We start from the raw sequence: 22,785 nt of genomic DNA on the forward strand, positions 1-22,785 counted from the left end.
TACATTTAGGACAATTTTTGTCTTCTAAATTTTTGCAGGATGAGCGAAGAGTATGTTTAAGAAACTTCGTGGCATGTTTTCTAACGATCTATCTATCGATTTGGGTACTGCCAACACTCTAATTTACGTAAAGGGACAAGGTATTGTCCTTGATGAACCTTCTGTAGTTGCTATTCGTCAAGATCGTGTAGGTTCTGCAAAAAGCGTTGCTGCAGTCGGTCATGCAGCAAAACAAATGCTGGGTCGTACACCTGGTAACATTTCAGCTATCCGTCCAATGAAAGACGGTGTAATCGCTGACTTCTACGTAACCGAAAAAATGCTTCAGCACTTTATCAAGCAAGTGCACGACAACAGCATCCTTAAGCCAAGTCCTCGCGTACTAGTTTGTGTTCCTTGTGGTTCTACTCAAGTTGAGCGCCGTGCGATTCGTGAATCAGCATTGGGTGCGGGCGCACGTGAAGTTTACCTAATTGACGAACCAATGGCGGCGGCGATTGGTGCTGGTCTGCGTGTTTCTGAGCCAACAGGTTCGATGGTGGTCGATATCGGTGGTGGTACTACTGAAGTTGCCGTTATCTCTCTAAATGGTGTGGTTTACTCGTCTTCTGTACGTATCGGTGGTGACCGCTTTGATGAAGCCGTTATCAACTACGTGCGTCGTAATTACGGCAGTTTGATTGGTGAAGCTACGGCAGAAAAAATCAAGCACGAAATCGGTTCAGCTTACCCTGGTGATGAAGTTCAAGAGATTGAAGTTCGCGGCCGTAACCTTGCAGAAGGTGTGCCACGCAGCTTTAGCTTGAACTCAAACGAGATTCTAGAAGCGCTTCAAGAGCCGCTATCAGGCATCGTTTCTGCAGTCATGGTTGCGCTAGAGCAGTGTCCACCAGAGCTAGCTTCAGATATCTCTGAAAACGGCATGGTGCTAACCGGTGGTGGCGCACTACTGAAAGATCTTGATCGCCTACTTATGGAAGAAACGGGTATTCCGGTAGTTATCGCTGAAGATCCACTAACGTGTGTGGCACGTGGTGGTGGTAAAGCACTAGAAATGATCGACATGCACGGTGGCGATCTGTTCTCTGAAGAATAAAAATGTAGGTGAAGCTCATTACGGGCTTCACCTTCTTTTCTGCTCTCTCTGTAATTCAAACATGCTCCATATCTGAACGCGTTTCAGGTTGCCAAGTAAGGCTCAATAATCATGGAAGCAATCAGGTTAAAAACAAGATGAAACCGATTTTTGGCAGAGGCCCGTCTCTGCAATTACGTCTGTTTTTTGCTGTCATCGTGTCGGCGAGCTTGATGCTGGCTGATAGTCGTCTAGATACGTTTTCCAACGTTCGCTACCTACTTAACAGTATGGTTGCGCCAATTCAGTACGCAGCGAATATGCCTCGCAGTATGTTTGATGGTGTATTCGAACGTTTTAATACTCGTCAGGCATTAGTAGAAGGCAATCGCAACTTAAAGCGCGAAGTGCTTCGTCTAAAAAGCGAATTGATCTTGCTCGACCAATATAAAGAAGAGAACCAACGCTTGCGTAAGTTGCTTGGCTCGTCTTTTGTTCGTGATGAGAAGAAGGTCGTGACCGAAGTAATGGCGGTGGATACTTCACCTTATCGTCATCAAGTGGTGATTGATAAAGGCCAAATTGACGGTGTGTACGTTGGTCAGCCCGTTATTAACGAAAAAGGTATTGTCGGTCAGGTTACGTTTGTTGCGGCGCACAATGCGCGCGTATTGCTACTGACAGATGCAAAAAATGCCATTCCAGTTCAGGTCATTCGTAATGACATTCGAGTGATTGCATCAGGTAATGGTGAAATGGATGAAATCCAACTGGAACACATTCCAACCAGTACAGATATTCAAGTCGGTGATTTACTTGTGACATCCGGTCTGGGAGGCATTTACCCTGAAGGCTACCCTGTGGCGACGGTCACGAATGTGGATCACGATACTCGTCAAGAGTTTGCATCGATCAAAGCCGAACCTGTGGTGGAGTTTGATCGTCTACGATACTTGCTGTTGATCTGGCCAAACGAAGATCGTCAGCACAAAGTATTGCAATCCAACGCGAATGACGGGTTAGAGCAAGAACAAGAGGTAACTAATGGCCAGTAATGTATTGCGTAGCAGAATGGTGATTGGTGTTAGTTTCTTCGTTGCGCTAGTACTGCAAACCATTCCTTGGCCAGGTGTATTGGACCTACTTCGTCCTTCATGGCTATTTTTGGTGACGTGTTATTGGGTGCTGGCATTGCCGCATCGAGTGAACGTCGGCACGGCGTTAGTGTTGGGCTTGTTGTGGGACATTCTCATTGGTTCAACGCTAGGAATTCGGGGCATGATGATGTCCATTGTCATCTACTTGGTGGCACTGAATTTCTTGCTAATTCGTAACATGGCATTGTGGCAACAGTCGATTTTAATTGCCTTTTTTACTGTGTTATTGGAAGTTTTGATATTCTGTGGGGAATATTTGAACCAGGACGTAGTATTTAATCCATTATCTCTGTGGACGGCAGCAATAAACTGTATACTTTGGCCATGGATGTTTTTATTAATGCGACGAGTTCGTCGCGCTTGGCACGTAAGGTAATGCGGTGAAAAAGAGCCTATCTCTCGTTCTCGCTTCGGGTTCTCCGAGAAGAAAAGAGCTGCTTGCTCAACTAGGCTATGACTTTGATATCGTATTACCGGACATCGAAGAAGCCAAACAGGCTGATGAGCAAGCACAAGATTACGTGCTGCGTCTTTCTTTGGAAAAAGCTCAGGCAGGCTTAGCGTTGGCTAAGCCTGATTCCGTTGTATTGGGCTCAGACACGGTCGTAGTATGCGATGACCGTGTGTTAGAGAAACCAAAAAGTTTTGAAGATTCAAAGCGTATGCTTACTGACTTATCCGGTCGTCGTCATCAAGTGATGACAGCGGTGAGCGTCGTATCATCGGAACAACAACACTCGGTGGTCGTCACCACTGACGTATGGTTCAAGCCACTGACTCACGAAGAAATCGAACAATATTGGCAGTCAGGAGAGCCATGCGATAAAGCTGGAAGTTATGGTATTCAGGGACTCGGAGGGCGATTTGTCACCCGAATCGAAGGCAGTTATCACGCTGTAGTAGGCTTACCTTTGTTCGAAACCGATCAGCTAATTCAAGAATTTTTATAATTGTTTTGAGGTGTGCACATGAGTGCAGAATTGCTGCTTAACGTGACCCCGAGTGAAACTCGTGTGGCCATGATTGAAGGTGGAGTACTACAAGAAATTCATATCGAGCGCGAATCTCGTCGCGGTATTGTGGGCAACATTTACAAAGGCAAAGTAAGCCGAGTGCTGCCTGGCATGCAAGCGGCTTTTGTCGATATCGGTTTAGATAAAGCGGCGTTTTTACATGCGTCTGATATCGTTCCGCATACTGAATGTGTGGCAGAGAACGAGAAACAGCAGTTTCAAGTTCGTGACATTTCTGAATTGGTTCGCCAAGGTCAGGATATCGTCGTACAGGTAGTTAAAGATCCTCTTGGCACTAAAGGTGCGCGTTTAACTACTGACATCACACTTCCTTCCCGTTATCTCGTCTTTATGCCTGGCGCTAGCCACGTTGGTGTATCGCAACGTATTGAAAGCGAAAGTGAACGTGAGCGCCTTAAAAAAGTGGTGAATCACTACTGCGATGAGCACGGTGGTTTCATTATCCGCACGGCCGCAGAAGGGGCGGACGAGAAAGAACTCTCTCAAGATGCTGCGTTCCTAAAACGCTTATGGCTGAAAGTCATGGAGCGTCGTTCTAAGTACAAGACACGTTCAACGCTGTATGGCGAGCTTGGTCTTGCACAACGTATTTTGCGTGACTTCGTTGGAACGGAACTCGACAAGATTTTGGTCGATTCACGTTTAGAATATGAGAACCTCAAAGAGTTTACTTCTGAGTACGTACCGGAGCTGACCGATAAGCTTGAGCTTTACGAAGGTGACAAGCCTATCTTTGATATGTACGACACTGAGAACGAAATTCAACGCTCTTTGGAGCGCAAAGTTGAGCTCAAGTCGGGTGGTTACTTAATCATCGATCAGACAGAAGCGATGACTACCATCGACATCAACACTGGTGCGTTTGTTGGTCGTCGTAACTTAGAAGAGACCATCTTTAATACCAATATTGAAGCGACTCAAGCCATTGCTCGCCAGTTACGTCTGCGTAACCTAGGTGGCATCATCATTATCGACTTTATCGATATGGCGTCAGAAGAGCATCGTCAGCGAGTACTAACTTCGTTAGAAGCTGCGTTGTCGAAAGACCGCGTGAAAACCAACATCAATGGCTTTACGCAGTTAGGTCTGGTTGAAATGACGCGTAAGCGTACGCGCGAAAGTATTGAACATATTCTTTGTTCTGGTTGTCCTACTTGTGAAGGCCGTGGCACCGTGAAAACGGTTGAAACGGTGTGTTACGAGATTCTGCGCGAGATCACTCGTGTAAACCGAGCGTACGATGCCGACAACTTTGTCGTATACGCATCGCCATTTGTTGCAGAAGCGCTTTTGGGTGATGAGTCTCATGCGCTGGCAGAACTTGAAGTATTTATTGGTAAGCAAGTCCGTATTCAGGCTGAACCCCTGTACATTCAGGAACAGTTTGACGTCGTGATGATGTAATTGGAACATTTGTGAATTCTGGTTTTAACCGTTTTGGGCGTTTTTGCGCGTGGACGTTAGTCACTGTCTTGGTTTTTTTAGCCATTCTAGTGACCACTCTACGCGTCACATTGCCACAACTTAACCACTTCCAAGATGAGATCAAAACCTGGGTCAAACAAGGCACAGGTTTTGACTTTTCTATCTCCAGCGTTGCTGGTTCTTGGCGTAATAGCCATCCCTCTATCGCGTTACTCGGCTTAGAAGCTAACTTACCGAATAACCAAGAAGCTCGATTCGCCGTTGATGAAATTCAAATTGAATTCGATTTGATTCAATCGTTACTTCAGTTTAAGCCCGTCGTGGCAGACTTAACCATTCATAACTTGGCATTAGATATTCGCACGGTCGATCTTCTACCTACGTCGAGTAATCAAGAGCCGACCACTGATGTTGATCAAAATGAAATTAAGCTGATTGATCAGCTGGACTCACTATTGCTGCGTCAGTTTGAAGACTTCACCATTACGAATTCACGCGTCTGGTACAAATCGGTATCGGGCGAAACTCGTCGACTCGATATTGAACAGCTTCGCTGGAGTAACCAAGGTAAACGTCACTTAGCGGAAGGCACAGTCAGTATTGCAGACGCTAGCCTGAACTCACTGTTAGTAAATGCTAACTTTAAAGACCATGGTTCGCTGCGTGATGTGTCTGGTGAGTTTTACGTGAGTGCGCAAGATGTCTCGGTAACGCCTTGGCTTACCACTTACATGCAAGAAGAATCGGGTGCGGAGTCTGGCAAGGTCAGTTTGAATACCTGGCTGACTCTCAAACACAGCCAACCTAATTATGCGTACGTAGAGCTGCAACCGTCTGAGCTCGTATGGAATGAAAATGGCCGCCATGAACTGTTTATCGAATCGGGAGTGTTTAAGCTCTTGCCTGATAAGCAAGGTTGGAAAGTAAATGGTCACTCACTTCAAATTCGCACCGATGACAAATCCTGGCCTGAACTTGATGCGGCTTTTGATTGGCAACCAGATGGCTGGAAGCTCAACCTTTCTCAGCTCGACATTGAGGCGTTGATTCCACTCGTTAAGCTCGCGCCGGAATCGGAATCAACCAGTGACTTACTCAATAAATTAGCGCCGAAAGGTCGTGTTGAAGACATTCGTTTAGCCATGAATGGTGGCTTAGATACGTTGCGTTATTCGGCAGATCTCGATGAGTTAGCTATGACTCAATGGGAACTGTTGCCGGGCTTTCAACATGTGCAAGGCAGCGTTGCGGGTGACTTGAAGCAAGCGAAAGCGAAAGTCACGGTCATTGATGATGTTTTCCCGTACGGGGATGTATTCCAAGCCCCATTGAACATCAAGCAAGGCGAAGTCGACATCATCTGGCAGCAAGATGAGACAGGTTGGCGTTTGTGGTCGGATAAAGTCACGGCTGCGACTCCGGACCTTCAAGTGTTGGGCGCATTTCGACTTGATTTCCCTAAAGAGCAAAGCCCATTCCTATCGTTTTATGCTGAGGCGGCTCTCTACAACGCTGGTGAAACTTGGCGTTACTTGCCAACTTTGGCATTAGGTCAAGATCTGACGGACTACCTATCGACCGCCATTCAAGGCGGTAAAGTAAATACGGCCAAATTGCTGTGGTATGGCGAGTTAGGAGATTTTCCTTACAAAGAGCACAACGGCATGTTTCAGGCATGGGTTGGCTTAAAAGACGCGAAATTCAGTTTTGATACTGCGTGGCCAACCATTACCGACTTGCAGCTTGATCTATTGTTTGAAAACGACGCCATGTATCTGGATTCCAAATCGGCGACGTTAAATGGCGTTCACGCTAAACGCATCACGGGGCGCATTCCGGAGTTGGCTGAAGATGGCCATATCGAAATTGAAGCTAAAGCCACAGCTCCGGGTAATGAAGTTCGCGACTACATGATGGCTACGCCGCTGGTTGACTCGGTTGGTGCCGCTTTGACGGCCTTGCAAGTCAGTGGCCCGGTGTATTCCGAGTTCCAGCTCAACATTCCTTTTGATATGGAAAAAGACGCGCGAGCTTGGGGTTATGCGGATTTGAAAGACAACCGTGTTGACATTGATGCGCCGCCAATGACGCTAGAAAAAGCCACAGGCCGCATTCAGTTCGACAACGATGTGGTGACGACATCTGGCTTGTCAGCAGAGTTACTCTCGCAGCCTATTTCACTCGATTTCCACGGCGAAAGTGCGGACCAAGGCTACAACGTGACCATCAATACTTTAGGTGATTGGGATGTAGAGCCTCTCAAGCCTTATTTGGGTGAACGTTGGTTGAGCTTGGTTTCCGGTCATGCGCCTTGGCAAATGGACATTGACTTGCAGCTCAACGATGTGGGTTTTACTTACCAAGTGGATGTGTTGGCGCAGCTCGGTCGATTAGCCAGTGAATACCCATACCCATTGACGAAAAAGGTCGGAGAAGCTGGTCAGGCGAAACTACAAGCATCGGGGAATCAGGAGAGCATTTCGGCTCGTTTGCAAATCCCAAATGCGAAATATCAGACCGAAATTGATATCTCGGGCGATGTGCCAGTGTTAACCGCGACCAACTTGGTGTTAGGCAAAGGCGGTTTTAAAATTAGCCCTGTCGTTGGGCACGATGCTTCGATTCGTCTAGATGAGGTAAACCTAGATAAGTGGGCGACGTTACTGGATACGCCAGAGAGTAAAGCGCAATCGGTGCTGGCAAACATGAAGACGCCTACGATTCCTTTACCAACGCGTATTGAAGTCGAAACGCCGAACTTGTTGCTGGGCGGCATTGAGTTTCACGATGTGGCATTGAACGCCAGTAAAAAGAACCTAAGTTGGCAGTTGGACGTGAGTAGCCAAGAGGTGAAAGGCAAAGCAACGTACCTCAAACCGTACGATTTATCGGTGTCTCTAGACCATCTGCATTTGTACTTGCCAGACTTTGAGGAAATGACCAAAGAGCGCAGTTCGATTTTCGCTAGTGAAGATCAGAATGCGCCACTTATTACCAACTTTGACCGCAAGTTTCACGCAGAGATGCCAAACTTAACGTTGAACATCGACGATTTTTGGTTGCAAGGTTACAAGGTTGGCAAAGTGAATGTCGACTTACAGCGTCAAGATGATCGTTTGGAGTGGAAAAACATTACCTTCAGTAGCGGCAAAAACCGCATCGATATGAATGGTTGGTGGGAGCTGACCAAAGATCGTAGCCATTCCAATCTGACGTTAAAAATGAAAGGCGATAACAACACGGATCTGATGGAGCGTTTTGGTATCACGTCTGGGATCCAGCAAGCGCCATTTGAGATCAACGCCAATATGAATTGGGATGGTGCGCCTTGGTCGATGAAGACACCAACCTTGCAGGGGAATGTCTCGACGGAGTTTGGCAAAGGAATCGTGAGTGAAGTCAGCGGCGCGGCGCGTTTGCTTGGCTTATTTAGCTTGGACTCCATCATTCGTAAGATGCAGCTCGATTTTACCGACGTATTCGACAAAGGCATGGCGTTCAACTCCATCACGGGTACAGGCAAAATCCAAGATGGTGTGTTCATCACCAATGATATTGTGATGGATGCGCTAGCTGGTGAAATGCAAATTCGTGGTATTGCAAACATGACCAGCAGAATGGTGGATGCGGAAGTGAAGTTTACGCCGGATATTACGTCAGGGTTACCAATGTTGACGGCGTTTGCGGTAGCCCCTCAAACCGCTCTGTACGTGCTGGCGATTTCCACGGTGATTTCTCCTGTTGTAGAGGTGTTCACCCAAGTGAATTACGAGGTCAAAGGCCCGTTAGATTCACCAACCGTAAAAGAGATTTCACGTAGTAAAGGCGAATACAAGCTGCCAGAAAAACTGCGTGAGCAGGCTAAATAGATCGCCCGACTAAGTGGTAGAAGGAAGAGAACACATGGAACGTGTTGGCATCATTCAAATGACTTCGGGGCCTGATATTCAGGCGAATTTGGACTTTATTGACCAGCAATGTACTTTGGCGGCCAATCAAGGAGTGAAGCTGGTGCTCACGCCGGAAAATGCGGTGTTGTTTGCCAGTCGAGAAGAGTACCATCAACATGCAGAGCCGTTAGGTAGCGGTGCTATTCAAGAGCGTTTAGCCAATATCGCGAAGAGTCATCAACTGACGCTTGTCGTTGGTAGTATGCCGATTCAAACCGCGCGTGGTGTGACAACGACGACGCTCGTTTTACCACCTCACGGAAAATGCATTGCCCATTATGACAAGCTGCATATGTTTGATGTCGATGTAGAAGATGGCCATGGCAGCTACCGAGAGTCAGATACTTTCACCGCGGGCAACCAAATTGTGGTGGCAGAAACGGATATCGGCAGCGTCGGCTTGAGCATTTGTTACGACGTTCGTTTCCCCGAATTGTACAAAGCACTGCGTTTAGCGGGGGCGGATGTCATTGTTGTTCCCGCCGCGTTTACTGCGGTTACTGGGCAAGCTCACTGGGAAGTGTTGTTGCGAGCTCGAGCAATTGAAACGCAATGTTGGATTTTAGCCAGTGGACAAACGGGAACACACCCTTGCGGCCGTAAAACGTGGGGGCATTCCATGGTGATTGACCCCTGGGGACGCATTCACACACAACTTCAAGACCAAGTGGGTTTGCTGGTGGCAGAGATAGATTTGTCACAAACCCAGCAAGTAAGGCAGAATATGCCGCTGACTCAACACAGTCGCTTTCAAAATGAATTGAGACGGAAATAAAAGAGCTAACTATGAGCACAAACCAAATAGAACAGGCACTCCTTGCCCCAAATGGTCTGACAGAGCAGGACATTGCTGACACGCTTGCCAGCATTGCTACGCGCCAGATCGATTATGCGGACATCTACTTTCAGTCCAGCTGGCACGAGTCTCTGGTTCTAGAAGACAGCATCATCAAAGATGGCTCTTTTAACATTGATTGTGGTGTTGGTGTGCGTGCGGTGACGGGCGAAAAAACCGGTTTCGCTTACTCAGATCAAATCAATCCGGAAGGTTTGAAGCAAAGTGCTATTGCAGCGCGAGGCATTGCGCAGCAGGGTCAAAATGGCAAAGTTCAAGCATTCAAACGTTCGGAAAATCAAGCTTACTATGATGCGGTTAACCCGCTAGCAAGCTGGGAAAAACAACAAAAAACCGAGTTGCTGATGTCTTTGGATGCGTACATTCGCACTAAAGAGCCGCTGATCAAAGAAGTTTCTATCAGCATCAGTGGCGTGCACGAGCAAATGCTAGTTGCCGCTACAGATGGCACTTTCGCTGGTGATACTCGTCCGCTTGTTCGACTATCCATCAGTGTACTTGCACAGAAAGGTGACCGTCGCGAGCGTGGCAGTGCTGGTGGTGGTGGTCGTTTTGGCTACGATTTCTTCTTGTCTGAAACAGATGGTGTGAAGCAAGCCTTCCATTTCGCGGACGAAGCCATCCGTATGGCGTTAGTTAACCTAGAAGCAGAAGCTGCACCTGCAGGTATGATGCCTGTGGTTCTTGGTTCTGGTTGGCCGGGCGTACTGCTGCATGAGGCGGTAGGTCACGGTTTAGAAGGGGATTTCAACCGCAAAGAGTCGTCGGTATTCTCTGGCAAAATGGGTCAGCAAGTGACGTCATCGCTATGTACGATCGTGGATGATGGTACGCTGAAAGATCTACGTGGTTCACTCAATGTGGACGACGAAGGTGTGAATGGTCAGTACAACACGCTGATCGAAAATGGCGTATTGAAAGGCTACATGCAAGACAAGCTGAACGCGCGCCTAATGGGAGTAAGCCCAACGGGTAACGGTCGCCGCGAATCTTACGCGCACTTACCGATGCCACGCATGACCAATACCTACATGCTGCCAGGTGAACACACACCAGAAGAAATCATCTCGACCGTGAAGAAAGGCATCTACGCGCCTAACTTCGGTGGTGGTCAGGTGGATATCACCTCAGGTAAGTTCGTGTTCTCTGCATCAGAAGCGTATTTGATTGAGGATGGTAAAGTGACTCGTCCCGTCAAAGGGGCAACTCTAATCGGTTCAGGCATTGAAGCGATGCAGCAAGTTTCGATGGTCGGTAACGACTTAAGCATCGATAAAGGTGTTGGCGTTTGTGGTAAAGCAGGGCAAAGCGTGCCAGTAGGCGTTGGTCAGCCAACGTTGAAGCTTGATTCACTGACTGTTGGTGGCACCGAATAAATCACTCGAATCTTGATAAAAAGAGCGCTCATTGGAGCGCTCTTTTACTTTGTGCGTGAATCGATGTGGGTTAGAGGTTTTCTTCTGCAAACTCTGCCAAGCGGCTACGAACCACTCCGTTGAGGTGAATGTTCGCACTGCTTTCAAAGTTCTTGAAGCGTTCAACCATGTAGGTCAAACCTGACGTCACTGGGGTGAGGTAATGTGAGTCAATCTGCGCCAAGTTACCGGAGCAGACGATTTTGGTTCCTTCACCGCAGCGGGTGATGATGGTTTTGATTTGTGATGCTGTGAGGTTTTGACACTCATCAAGCAACACAAACGCATTTTGAATCGAACGGCCACGCATAAAGTTGATCGACTTGAACTGAATATTGGCTTTATCGCAGATGTATTTCAACGAGCCTTCGGTGCAGTGATCGTGCTTATGTAGCGCCTCCAAAGTATCGGTTACCGCCGCCAACCAAGGCATCATTTTTTCCTCTTCTGAGCCTGGTAAGAAGCCAATCGACTCACCAATGTCTGGCGTGTTACGCGTGACGATGATTTTATCAAACATGCCTTTTTCAATAGTTTGTTCGAGCGCAGCTGCCATGGCCAATAGCGTTTTACCGCTACCGGCCGCACCAGTGAGGATCACCAAATCAATGTCAGGGTCGAGCAGGGCATCGAGTGCCATGGCCTGATAAATGTTTTTTGGTGTGATGTCCCAAGCTCGGCGGTGCATCATGCGTTCTCGGCTTAGGTCGAGTAGGGTTAGCTTGTCTTCATTGATGGTTTCAACGCGGCCTGCAAAATCGCTGTCTTCATCAATGACGTATTGGTTGATGAACGTTGGGTCAAAAGGCTCACGACTGAGTTTGTGGTAGGTTTTTCCCCCCAACGCGTAGCTTTCAACTTCATCAATGCCGCTCCAGAAATCGCCTTCTCGTTGCTGGAAGCCTTTAGTGAGGTATTGAATGTCGTCGATGAGTTGGTCGGTTCGGTAGTCTTCAACAAAGCGAACTCCGGCTCCTTTCGCGCGTAGACGCATGTTGATGTCTTTGGTGATAAGCACGACTTCTCGTGGTGCTCGTTTGTTTTGCAGATAAAGCACCGCGTTGAGAATACGGTTGTCACCGGCTTTGTCGGCGAAAGCTTTGACGGTTTCCTGCAATTCAAAATCCGCCAAAATGGAAATAGAGCCTTGGTCTGGTTTTTCTTTCGATACGGGAATGCCTTCTGAAATTTCATCTGGCGTTGCGTCTTTAAAGAGATCTTCCAAAGCGCGAATAGCTACGCGTGCGTCTCTTGCAACATCGCGTTTGCTGTCTTTAATTCGGTCGAGTTCTTCCAACACGGTCATAGGGATGACGACATCGTGTTCTTGGAAAGAGAAGATGGCGAAGGGTTCATGAAGAAGGATGTTGGTATCAAGTACAAACAGTTTCCGATCGGTATCGCCCATAGCGTCTCCTTGCCGCAGCGCGGCTTTGCTTGCGAGTGGTTAAGCCAAATTCAACATAAGAAATGACCTAACTCTGATTGCTTGCAATAGAGGTTATCGGGCTATCGTCGGTTAGTTAGCAACCGAGTAGCAAGACAACTTACTGCAAACCCGTGTTGATCCTAATCGTGTACTAATGCGCTCAAATCATATGCAATGTCTTTAAGCGCCCCTCATTAGAAGTATACGTAATATTTACTTCCAACAACTTAATAATTGGCATGAGTTTTTTACAATTTGATTGCATTTGTAATTTGGGAAAAAAAGTTTCCGCTTGGTGCGGTTTCGGCGTGACCTAAATCACAGCTTCAAGTAAGATTAGCGACCTTTTTCTGCGCATAGGCTACGTCCGATTTATCATGTTGAGCTGACTTAAAAATGTTCAGTCCACACTCGCATGACGAGCTCAATGTGCATAGCAGAAGCCAGAATCAGATCTAAACTATTATCCATGCCCTCGGGTGTGAGTAGACCAACAAGAAATACGAATCAAGAACTAATAACGAGGTAGTCAATTCATGACATTTGCTTTGGGGCAGCGCTGGATTAGCGATACGGAAAGCGATTTAGGTTTAGGTACCGTAGTAGCAATGGATGCTCGTACTGTGACATTGATGTTTGCAGCGTCAGAGGAAAACCGAGTTTACGCACGTAACGATGCACCTGTTACCCGAGTAACGTTTAACGTCGGTGATGTCATCGATTGCCAAGAAGGTTGGTCTCTGAAAGTTGAAGAAGTACTGGAAGATGAAGGTCTGTACACCTATTTCGGTACTCGTGAAGACACGCAAGAAACCGCAGTTGTTCTGCGTGAGATTTTCCTTAGTAACCAAATTCGTTTCAACAAACCTCAAGATAAGTTGTACGCCGGTCAAATCGACCGCATGGACAACTTCGTTCTTCGTTACCGTGCGCTAACCAACCAGTTTGAACAGCACAAGAGCCCAATGCGTGGCTTGTGTGGTATGCGAGCAGGTTTGATCCCTCATCAGCTTTACATCGCGCACGAAGTCGGTCGCCGTCACGCGCCACGCGTTTTGTTGGCGGATGAAGTAGGTTTGGGTAAGACCATCGAAGCGGGCATGATCATTCACCAGCAAGTGTTGTCTGGTCGTGCTGAACGCATTTTGATTGTGGTGCCTGAAACACTGCAACACCAATGGCTAGTTGAGATGATGCGTCGTTTCAACCTGCATTTCTCTATCTTCGATGAAGAGCGTTGTATTGAAGCATTCGCGGACGCTGAAAACCCATTTGATACTCAGCAATACGTGCTGTGTTCACTCGATTTCCTACGTAAGAGCCGCAAGCGTTTTGAACAAGCGCTAGAAGGCGAATGGGATCTGCTTGTTGTCGATGAAGCGCATCACCTTGAGTGGAGCCAAGACAAACCAAGCCGTGAATACCAAGTGGTAGAAGGCTTGGCTGAACGTACTCCTGGCGTGTTGCTACTGACAGCAACGCCAGAACAGCTTGGTCGTGAAAGCCACTTTGCTCGTCTACGCCTGCTGGATCCCGATCGTTTCTATGATTACGAAGCGTTCGTCGAGGAAGAAGAGCAATACGCGCCTGTAGCGGATGCGATTACTTCACTATTCTCAGGCGCAAAGCTGCCTGATGAAGCGAAAAACCAGATCACTGAGCTGTTGTCTGAACAAGACGTAGAACCACTTTTCCGAATTATCGAAAGCAACAGCGATGAAGAGGCGAAAGCATCAGCGCGCCAAGAGCTTATCGATAACCTAATGGACCGTCACGGTACGGGGCGTGTTTTGTTCCGTAACACGCGTGCGGCAATCAAAGGTTTCCCAACGCGTAATGTGCATCTTATGCCGATGGATATCCCACAGCAGTACACCACGTCAATGCGTGTGGCAGGGATGATTGGCGGTAAGATGAGTTCTGAAGCGCGTGCGATGAAGAACTTGTACCCGGAAGAAATTTTCCAAGAATTTGAAGGCGATGACGCAAGCTGGTGGCAGTTTGACTCACGTGTGAACTGGCTACTTGAAAAAGTAAAAGAGAAACGCGGCGAGAAGATTCTCGTGATTGCTTCTCGTGCGAGCACGGCATTGCAATTGGAGCAAGCGCTGCGTGAACGCGAAGGCATCCGTGCGACGGTCTTCCACGAAGGCATGTCAATTCTTGAGCGCGACAAAGCTGCGGCTTACTTTGCGCAAGAAGAAGGCGGTGCACAGGTTCTGATCTGTAGCGAAATCGGTTCTGAAGGTCGTAACTTCCAATTTGCCAACCAATTGGTGATGTTCGACTTGCCATTCAACCCAGACTTGCTTGAACAACGTATTGGTCGTTTGGACCGTATCGGTCAAAACCGCGATATCGACATTCATGTTCCTTACCTGAAAGGTACATCGCAAGCGATCCTTGCGCGTTGGTTCGATGAAGGTCTGAACGCCTTTGCAGAAACCTGCCCGACAGGTCGCGCGGTTTATGACAAGTACTCAGACGCTCTGATTGAGATTCTGGCGTCAGGAGATACCAGCACTCTGGATGAGATCATCGAAGAATCAGCGAAGCTGAACAAAGAATTGAAATCGCAACTAGAGCAAGGTCGTGACCGCTTGCTAGAAATGCACTCTAACGGCGGCGAAAAAGCTCAGCAAATCGTTGAGAAAATTGAATCAACTGATGGTGATACAAACCTAGTCACGTTTGCGCTTTCTCTGTTTGATACGATTGGTTTGAACCAAGACGACAAAGGCGAAAATGCACTGGTGGTGACGCCATCAGAGCACATGATGGTGCCAAGCTACCCTGGTTTGCCATACGAAGGGGCGACGATCACTTTTGATCGCGATACCGCGCTTTCTCGTGAAGACATGCACTTCATCAGTTGGGAACATCCAATGATCCAAGGTGGTATCGATCTTCTGATGAGTGAAGGTGTGGGTACTTCTGCGGTATCTTTGTTGAAAAACAAGGCGTTGCCAGTTGGTACGATTCTGCTTGAACTGATTTACGCGGTAGATGCGCAAGCACCAAAACGCAGCGGTATCACGCGTTTCTTACCGAAAACGCCAATTCGTCTGATGATGGACTCGCGTGGTAACGATCTATCGGCTCAAGTGGAGTTTGAAGGTTTCAACCGTCAACTTAGCCCAGTAAACCGTCATCTTGGCAGCAAGCTGGTGACGTCTGTGCAAAAAGATGTGCACCGTTTGATTGAAGCGGGTGATGTGCTGGTTGAAGAGAAAGTGGAAGCCGTTCGTAAGCAAGCGCAGCAAGATATGCAGCAAAGCTTGAATGCGGAGCTAGAGCGTTTACAAGCTTTGAAAGCGGTGAACCCAAACATTCGTGATGAAGAGATTGAAGCGATTGAAGCGCAAATCAAAGCGCTGACGGGTTACATCAATCAAGCTCAAGTGCAGCTCGATTCGCTCCGTCTGATCGTGGTGAGCCACAACTAATCGCATTAAACGCATTAAAAAAGGTCTTCAATCGAAGACCTTTTTCTTTATCTACGGTTTGCCTGCGGATTACATCAACCACTTCCACCAAATAAACAAAGCTAAGAAGCCAAACAAGTAAATGAGCCCAGCAATCGATAGCCATTTCAGTTTGCGTCCCACCGCCAGCGGTTCCGGCAAGTCCGTTTTGCTCACTAAGATGTAGTTCAGTAGCGCGAAGAATGGTGTCGTCATAAACGCCAGAACCATCGCGAAGTCGAGCATAGGCAGCAGTGCCGATGCCCAGAATACGACGATACCCAGCGCCAGCAATGATACCGCCAACATAATCGCCGACGTTGCTTTTGGATCGGTTTCCACTTGAGAACGCAACAGGCGTTGTGAGTCGGCAATTACGCGCGAGTAACCGTCAATAACGGTAATTGTGCTGCCGAAAATACAGAAGAAAGCGATCACTGCGATTAAGTAACGTGACCATTCACCGATGGTCGAAGCGTACAAGCCAACCAACTGATGCGAGAAGCCTACCCCGGAGCTCTTCAGTTCAATTCCAGAACCGTGCAGCATTAACGCACCGAGCGAAACAAACACTAGCGCCAAAACGGCTGTACCGATGTAGCCAACGTTGAAGTCAAACAGAGCAGAGCGAGGTGTTACTTCTTGCTGACTCGACTGGCGCTTTAGCCACGCTGAGGTTAAACACGAAATCTCAATTGGTGCTGGCATCCACCCCATCGTAACCACGATGAAACCAATTGCCGCAATTGACCAAGGGGAAGGTGATTCAAAGTTCGCGACGGGTTCCACTGGGTTACCAAACGCAATTACAACAGCAAGCAGAGTTGCAATGGTGAGCACGGACATGATCACTTTCGAAAGTGTGTCGAGTGCTTTGTAATGGCCGGCGAATAAAATGATCAAACACGTGACCAAAACGATGATGCTCAACGATGCCATCGACAGTGAAAACGGTATGAAGTAACCCAGCAGGCTCGCACTAAACATCAACAATGCTGCGGTGTTGATCACCGCCGACACCACACTTAAGAACAGAAACAACCAAAGGTAAGGGCGCCCCAGTCTCGCGTAGCCTTCGACTAACGTAAGCCCTGTGCCCATCGTGTATTGCACGCCAGCTCGGAAAAATGGGTATTTAAACAGGTTTACGAGCAGGATGAGTGCGGCAAGTTGCCAGCCATAGATGGCACCCGCTTTGGTTGAGGCTACAAGGTGAGAGCCACCCACCGCCGCAGAAGCCATTAGGATGCCTGGGCCAAGTGAGCGGAAAAATAGCGATATTCTGGATTGGGGTTGATCTGGTACGGCGGATTCCATTTCTTATTGTCCTTTGATGTTGTGTATAGCGGCATAACCTTCCCCCGCGAGAACGGTTCGCGGGAATCCAAACGGCGTGAAACCTTATTTAATGTTATGGGGTGCTTTTCCGAACGGAATAAAGTTATTTGGGTAACCACTCTATAAATATCACTCCCGCAGTACTTGTCAAACTATATTTACAAATCAGTTTTTATTTTATTTTTCGAATTTATTGACTTGATTAACCCTGTTGATTTTGGTGTTTTCATTGGTCACGAAATTAAAATGCGTTTTGACTGAGCCCTCGTTATAATCGCGGCGTTTTTATTTTCTAGAGATCCCACCCATGGCAATGCTTGAGTACAACCCACCAACTGATCCTTGGATCGACATCGTTTTTGAGGACGACCATATCTTGGCTGTGAATAAGCCATCTGGTTTGTTGTCAGTTCCGGGACGTCTTGCAGAGCACCATGACAGCATGTGGAGTCGTTTACAGGAAGAGTACCCAGATATCCAAGTCGTGCATCGCTTAGATATGTCGACGTCGGGATTGATGATACTGGCTAAAAACAAGCGAGCAGAAAGTGCGTTGAAAAAGCAGTTCCAGTTCCGCTTAACGCATAAAATTTACTACGCACGCGTTTGGGGTCATGTCGAGCAGGAAGAGGGCGAAATCGATCTGCCATTGATCTGTGACTGGCCAAACCGTCCGCTGCAAAAAGTGTGTTTTGAAGATGGTAAGCCATCAAAAACTCTCTTCCAAGTCGCGAAGCGAGAAGAACATGAAGACGGCACAAAGACGACCATCGTACGTTTACTGCCTATTACTGGCCGCTCACATCAATTGCGTGTGCACATGCAAGCGTTGGGTCACCCTATTGTTGGTGATGAGTTCTATGCTACCGAAGAAGCCAAAGCCTTCTCTGAGCGTTTGGAACTGCACGCTTCTGAACTGAGCTTCTACCATCCGAAAAGTCACTGGCTCCGCAGTATTTTTGTTCCGTGTGACTTTTACCAGGAAGCCGAAGAGATGATCTTTGACTATTTCGATCCAGAGCGTAAATTACCTGATTACAAAACACTGCCACGCCCATAAATAGATTTCATTAGGCAGTGAACAAGGAGCCGTTATGTCACTGCCTAAAGTGGTCTTTCTCGACCGCGCCACCATTCCCAATCACATTCAAGTTCCGCGCCCTGAGTTTCCTCATCATTGGATGGAGTATGCACTGACACCGCCTGAGTTTGTGGTTGAGCGCTTAGCTGATGCCGATATCGTCATCAGCAATAAAGTGGTGTTGGATCAATCGGTACTTTCGCAGCTGCCTCAGCTCAAGATGATTGCCGTTGCGGCGACAGGGTTTAACAATGTCGACGTGAGCTATTGTGCTGAACATGGCATTGCAGTCGCGAACGTACGTGGTTATGCCACTCGATCTGTGCCTGAGCATGTGATCGCGATGTTGTTTGCTTTGCGTCGAAACTTGTTTGGGTACCATCAAGATATTGCGGCTGGCGAATGGCAGCGTAATAAGCAGTTCTGCTTTTTTACTCATTCCATCGGGGATGTTGGCGGCAGTACACTAGGTGTCGTCGGTAGTGGTGCATTGGGGCAAGCCACGGCGAATCTGGCTCAAGCGCTAGGAATGACGGTTTTATTTGCGGAGCGTAAAGGAGCGGCTGAATGTCGACCAGGTTATATGCCATTTGAGGAAGTGTTGAAACACTCTGACGCGTTGACGTTGCACTGTCCGCTTAACGAGCATACGCAGAATTTGATTGGCAAAGCCGAGTTACAGCAAATGAAACCAAACGCGATTCTAATCAACACCGGTCGAGGCGGTTTGGTTGATGAGCAAGCATTGGTGGATGCGCTAAAACAGAGTGAGATCGCAGCTGCGGGTTTTGATGTATTTACTCAGGAGCCTGCCGATGAGAGCAACCCTCTGATCGCTAATATTCACTTACCGAATTTGCTGTTAACGCCTCATGTTGCGTGGGGAAGTGATTCGTCGATTCAACGCTTGGCCGACATTCTGATTGAGAACATTAACGCGTTTCAGCGCGGAGACCTCCTCAATCGCCTCGCTTAATGGGCGTTGATTATCCGCATTAAAAAAGCAGACCTAGTGGTCTGCTTTGTCTTTATGGTTTACGAAGGAAGATTAGATTTCTTCTTCGTTTAACGCTTTCAGGATTTGGAAAATTTCACGGTAAGATTTTGCTGGTTTACCGGCTTTTTTCTCTTTCGCTGCTTGGCGTGCAAGTTGGCGTAGACGCTGACGATCCGCTTCTGGGTACAACTCCATTACGTCATCAATGGCTTTGTCGCCTTCTTCCACAACGCGATCACGCAGCATTTCAAGTTTATGCAGCGCTGCTGTTGCTTGTGAGTGTTTGTTGCGTACTTTGTCCAATGCCGCTTGGATTGGTTCTGGGTCTTCATAACGCATCAATTTACCGATACGTTGTAGCTGACGACGACGCGCTTCGTTCTTAAAGCGCTGTGCATCGGCAATTGCTTCTCGCAGGTCTTCGCTCAATGGAAACTTTTCGAGAACTGCTGGCTTTAGGCCGACAAGCTCTTCGCCAAGCTTTTGCAGCTCTTCCATGTCTCGCTTCATCTCGGATTTACTTACCCAGATGATCTCTTCTTCTGGTTCCCATGGCGCTTTTTGATTCTTACGTGCCATTTCAGTTGCCTGTGTTTTGATTAATATTATGACTATTTTAACAAGAATCGTGGGGAGAAAGCGAAATTCTTGTTATTCTATTGCGTATTGAATACAAGATGTGAAAGACAATGGATATTAAACAGCAGGTTGCTGAGCAACGTACCGAGCTAGAGCAAGCCGTGGCACGAGCATTGGAGCTCGCGTCGGCGAAGTCGGATGCAGCAGAAGTCGCAATTACTAAAAGCACAGGTTTGAGTGTTTCCACTCGAATGGGTGATGTAGAAAATGTCGAGTTCAACAGTGATGGTGCGCTTGGCATTACCGTTTACCGAGGCCAACGTAAGGGCAGCGCTTCCACATCTGATTTGAGTGAAGCGGCGATTGAACAGACAGTGAATGCCGCGCTTGATATCGCTCATTACACATCTGAAGACCCGTTCGCAGGCCCAGCGCCGAAAGAATTTATGGTGAAAGAGGTGCCAGATCTTGACCTTTTCCACCCAGACTCTCCAGACCCAGACTACGCAGCACAAGTGGCGATTGCCGCTGAGAAAGAAGCGCTAAGCTACAGCGATGCAATCAAGCAAAGTGACGGTGCAAGCTACGATAGCCACTACGGCGTCAAAGTGTACGGAAACAGCCATGGTTTGTTAGCAAGCTACGCGTCTAGCCGCCACAGCACAAGCTGCTGCGTTATTGGCGTAGGCAAAAATGGCGAAATGGAACGTGACTACAGCTATACCGTTGCCCGCCATCGTGATGATTTGTGGACGCCAGAAACCGTCGGCCGCAAAGCGGCGGAAAATACTGTCAGCCGACTGGATGCTCAACGATTGAAAACGGGCCAATACCCAATTATGTTTGCGGCAGATGTGGCAACTGGCTTGATTGGTCACCTAGTGATGGCGATCAGCGGTGGCAACCTGTACCGCAAATCTTCTTTCTTACTGGATCACTTGGGTAAACAAGTCTTGCCTGAATGGTTCAATATTTCAGAGCGTCCGCATGTATTGCGCGGTTTGGCTTCCAGCCCATTCGATAGTGAAGGCGTTTATACGCAAGATCGTGAAATCATTACCGATGGTGTGTTGGCGACCTATCTACTGACCAGTTATGCCGCACGCAAGATGAAGATGGATCCAACCGGTCACGCTGGTGGTATTCACAACTGGTACGTGAAGTCGACAGGCCAAAACTTTGAGCAAATGCTGAAGGAATTAGGCACAGGCCTTTTGGTAACAGAAGTGATGGGCCAAGGTGTGAACGTGGTAACGGGTGATTACTCTCGCGGTGCGGCAGGCTTCTGGGTTGAGAACGGTGAAATCCAATACCCAGTCTCTGAAATTACCATCGCCGGTAATCTAAAAGACATGTTCACGAAGATAGTAGCAGTTGGTAGTGATATTGAAACACGCTCACAAATCCAAACCGGTTCTATCTTGCTCGACACAATGAAAGTCGCAGGTGAATAACCGTTACTAGCGCGTAAATACCAAAAAGCCTGATGTGTTCATCAGGCTTTTTTAATGCTCATCGTTGGCTACTGGCTTAGATCAGCAAAGTTGCGAGACCGAGGAAAACAGACAAGCCAATCACATCAGTGACAGTCGTCAGTGCCATACCGCCAGCAAGGGCAGGGTCGATATTCATCTTCTTCAGAAGAACAGGGATGGTTACCCCTGCAACCCCGGCGACGAACAGGTTGGTCAACATGGCGGCAGAGATGATACCTCCGAGCATCCAGTTGCCTTTCCAAACCACAACGATACCACCGATGATCAACGCCCACATGATGCCGTTAAGCAAACCGATCGCGGCTTCTTTCATCAACAGTTCACGTTTGTTCGAGTCACCGATATGACCTAAAGCAAGGCCACGAATAACCAGTGCAACGGTTTGGTTACCTGCAACACCACCCATGGATGGCACGATGGTCATCAAGACCGCAATTGCCGCCATTTGGTCCAGCGTGGCTTCAAACATGTTGGAAACCGAAGCAGCAGCTAATGCAGCTAGGACATTGGCTCCGAGCCAAACACTTCGTTTACGCGCGGATTTGAAGACGGGAGCGAAGGTATCTTCGTCATCGTCCATACCCGCCATACTCATCATTGAGTGTTCGGCATCTTCACGAATAACGTCAACCACGTCATCAATGGTGATACGACCAACAAGGTGCTGGTTTTCATCCACTACGGGCGCTGACACCCAATTACGACGTTCAAACAGGCTAGCAACGTCAGAGTCACTGGTATCAACGGTAATCGCATCGTCAGCATCTTCCATGACGTCGATAATTTTTACGTCGGGTTGGGTCGTAATAAGTGTCGTGATTGGGAGTTCGCCAATCAGTTTGCTTTCGTCATCAATCACGTAGAGTGCATCGGTGGCTTCAGGCAGTTCGCCCTTCATACGCAGATAACGCAGGACTACGTCGACATCAACGTCACCACGAATCGTGATAACGTCGGTGTTCATCAACCCACCAGCGGTGTCTTCAGGATAAGACAGTGCCGTCTCGACGCGAGCACGATCTGCTGAATCCATTTGGGAGAGAACTTCACGGGAAAGATCATCTGGCAAACTACGTAGGACGTACGCAACGTCATCGGTATCCATGCCTTCCGTCGCCTCTGCAAGGTCTTCGGGAGCCATTTTTGATACGAGACTGTCTTTAACGTCTTCGTTTAGTTCGTCAAGAATTTCACCGTAATCTTCGGGGTCGGTAAGTTGCCAAAGAACTTCACGGCTTTTACGTGGGGATGCTTCTAAAAGGTGAGCAATATCCTCAGGTTCCATGTCCTGCAGTTGACGACGAACATGGACGAAGCGGCCGTTTTCCAGCGCTTCTGTGACTTCTTGGAGGGCTTGGTGAGCTTGGTCGAATTCTATTTGCTCTGCCATTCGTTCCTCCCAATTCCTGATATTTACAATGCTTTGAATAATAACTTAATTCTAGGCACCTTTTAATAACAACTTGTGAAACAGGACAAAATTATTTGC

Annotated in this window: 16 protein-coding genes; 12 read left to right on the forward strand and 4 right to left on the reverse strand. The window is 47.9% G+C overall.

All coding sequences use genetic code 11. The features are described 5' to 3' along the window. The first annotated feature begins 52 nt into the window (after positions 1-52). From ACF8CV_RS00205 to tldD, 8 genes are all read left to right on the forward strand, one after another. Entirely contained in the window at positions 53-1,096 is a 1,044-nt protein-coding gene (locus tag ACF8CV_RS00205) for a rod shape-determining protein (RefSeq protein ID WP_005381144.1), read from the forward strand. A gap of 137 nt (positions 1,097-1,233) precedes the next feature. Next, on the forward strand, positions 1,234-2,130 hold the full coding sequence (mreC, locus tag ACF8CV_RS00210; protein ID WP_005461822.1) for a rod shape-determining protein MreC: 897 nt from the start codon (positions 1,234-1,236) through the stop codon (positions 2,128-2,130). Then, positions 2,120-2,608 carry a rod shape-determining protein MreD gene (gene mreD / locus ACF8CV_RS00215; RefSeq protein ID WP_021484755.1) on the forward strand — a complete coding sequence of 163 codons (489 nt, stop codon included), beginning with the start codon at positions 2,120-2,122 and terminating at the stop codon, positions 2,606-2,608. The genes mreC and mreD overlap by 11 nt, the downstream gene beginning before the upstream one ends. A gap of 4 nt (positions 2,609-2,612) precedes the next feature. Then, on the forward strand, positions 2,613-3,182 hold the full coding sequence (locus ACF8CV_RS00220) for a nucleoside triphosphate pyrophosphatase (RefSeq protein ID WP_005461824.1): 570 nt from the start codon (positions 2,613-2,615) through the stop codon (positions 3,180-3,182). Positions 3,183-3,200: 18 nt separating this feature from the next. After that, positions 3,201-4,670 (forward strand): ribonuclease G, encoded by a 1,470-nt coding sequence (gene rng, locus ACF8CV_RS00225; RefSeq protein WP_005461826.1) that lies wholly within the window; start codon positions 3,201-3,203, stop codon positions 4,668-4,670. A gap of 11 nt (positions 4,671-4,681) precedes the next feature. Next, on the forward strand, positions 4,682-8,560 hold the full coding sequence (locus ACF8CV_RS00230; protein WP_097371594.1) for a YhdP family protein: 3,879 nt from the start codon (positions 4,682-4,684) through the stop codon (positions 8,558-8,560). Positions 8,561-8,594: 34 nt separating this feature from the next. Continuing rightward, on the forward strand, positions 8,595-9,416 hold the full coding sequence (locus ACF8CV_RS00235) for a carbon-nitrogen hydrolase family protein (RefSeq protein WP_138938536.1): 822 nt from the start codon (positions 8,595-8,597) through the stop codon (positions 9,414-9,416). Positions 9,417-9,427: 11 nt separating this feature from the next. Next, positions 9,428-10,873: a metalloprotease TldD gene (gene tldD / locus ACF8CV_RS00240; RefSeq protein WP_015297324.1), complete on the forward strand. Its 1,446-nt coding sequence runs from the start codon at positions 9,428-9,430 to the stop codon at positions 10,871-10,873. Positions 10,874-10,943: 70 nt separating this feature from the next. On the opposite strand, the gene ACF8CV_RS00245 is transcribed toward tldD, so the two are convergent. Further along, a complete protein-coding gene (locus tag ACF8CV_RS00245) occupies positions 10,944-12,320 on the reverse strand; it encodes a PhoH family protein (protein WP_097371595.1) in 1,377 nt (458 codons plus the stop codon). 557 nt (positions 12,321-12,877) lie between these two features. On the opposite strand from ACF8CV_RS00245, the gene rapA reads away from it, so the two are divergent. Beyond that, positions 12,878-15,787, forward strand: coding sequence for an RNA polymerase-associated protein RapA (gene rapA / locus ACF8CV_RS00250; RefSeq protein ID WP_097371596.1), 2,910 nt, complete (start codon positions 12,878-12,880; stop codon positions 15,785-15,787). A gap of 69 nt (positions 15,788-15,856) precedes the next feature. On the opposite strand, the gene ACF8CV_RS00255 is transcribed toward rapA, so the two are convergent. Beyond that, a complete protein-coding gene (locus ACF8CV_RS00255) occupies positions 15,857-17,122 on the reverse strand; it encodes an NRAMP family divalent metal transporter (protein ID WP_005484911.1) in 1,266 nt (421 codons plus the stop codon). A 328-nt stretch (positions 17,123-17,450) separates the two neighbouring features. Between ACF8CV_RS00255 and rluA the strand changes: the two genes are divergently transcribed. Both rluA and ACF8CV_RS00265 read left to right on the forward strand, forming a co-directional pair. Then, positions 17,451-18,203 (forward strand): bifunctional tRNA pseudouridine(32) synthase/23S rRNA pseudouridine(746) synthase RluA, encoded by a 753-nt coding sequence (gene rluA / locus ACF8CV_RS00260; protein WP_029815573.1) that lies wholly within the window; start codon positions 17,451-17,453, stop codon positions 18,201-18,203. A gap of 34 nt (positions 18,204-18,237) precedes the next feature. Further along, entirely contained in the window at positions 18,238-19,200 is a 963-nt protein-coding gene (locus ACF8CV_RS00265; RefSeq protein ID WP_097371597.1) for a D-2-hydroxyacid dehydrogenase, read from the forward strand. Between the two features lie 72 nt (positions 19,201-19,272). Here ACF8CV_RS00265 and yjgA read toward each other — a convergent pair whose 3' ends face one another. Then, the gene (yjgA, locus tag ACF8CV_RS00270; RefSeq protein WP_005457057.1) at positions 19,273-19,800 is read right to left on the reverse strand and encodes a ribosome biogenesis factor YjgA; all 528 of its coding nucleotides are present in this window, start codon (positions 19,798-19,800) and stop codon (positions 19,273-19,275) included. Positions 19,801-19,910: 110 nt separating this feature from the next. Between yjgA and pmbA the strand changes: the two genes are divergently transcribed. Next, entirely contained in the window at positions 19,911-21,254 is a 1,344-nt protein-coding gene (pmbA, locus tag ACF8CV_RS00275; RefSeq protein WP_005459755.1) for a metalloprotease PmbA, read from the forward strand. Between the two features lie 76 nt (positions 21,255-21,330). Here the strand turns inward: pmbA and mgtE are convergent, their stop codons facing one another. Further along, positions 21,331-22,686 carry a magnesium transporter gene (mgtE, locus tag ACF8CV_RS00280; protein WP_005468659.1) on the reverse strand — a complete coding sequence of 452 codons (1,356 nt, stop codon included), beginning with the start codon at positions 22,684-22,686 and terminating at the stop codon, positions 21,331-21,333. Positions 22,687-22,785: the final 99 nt, after the last annotated feature.

This window comes from Vibrio sp. zbq_1, from assembly GCF_043102935.1.
GTDB lineage: Bacteria > Pseudomonadota > Gammaproteobacteria > Enterobacterales > Vibrionaceae > Vibrio > Vibrio parahaemolyticus.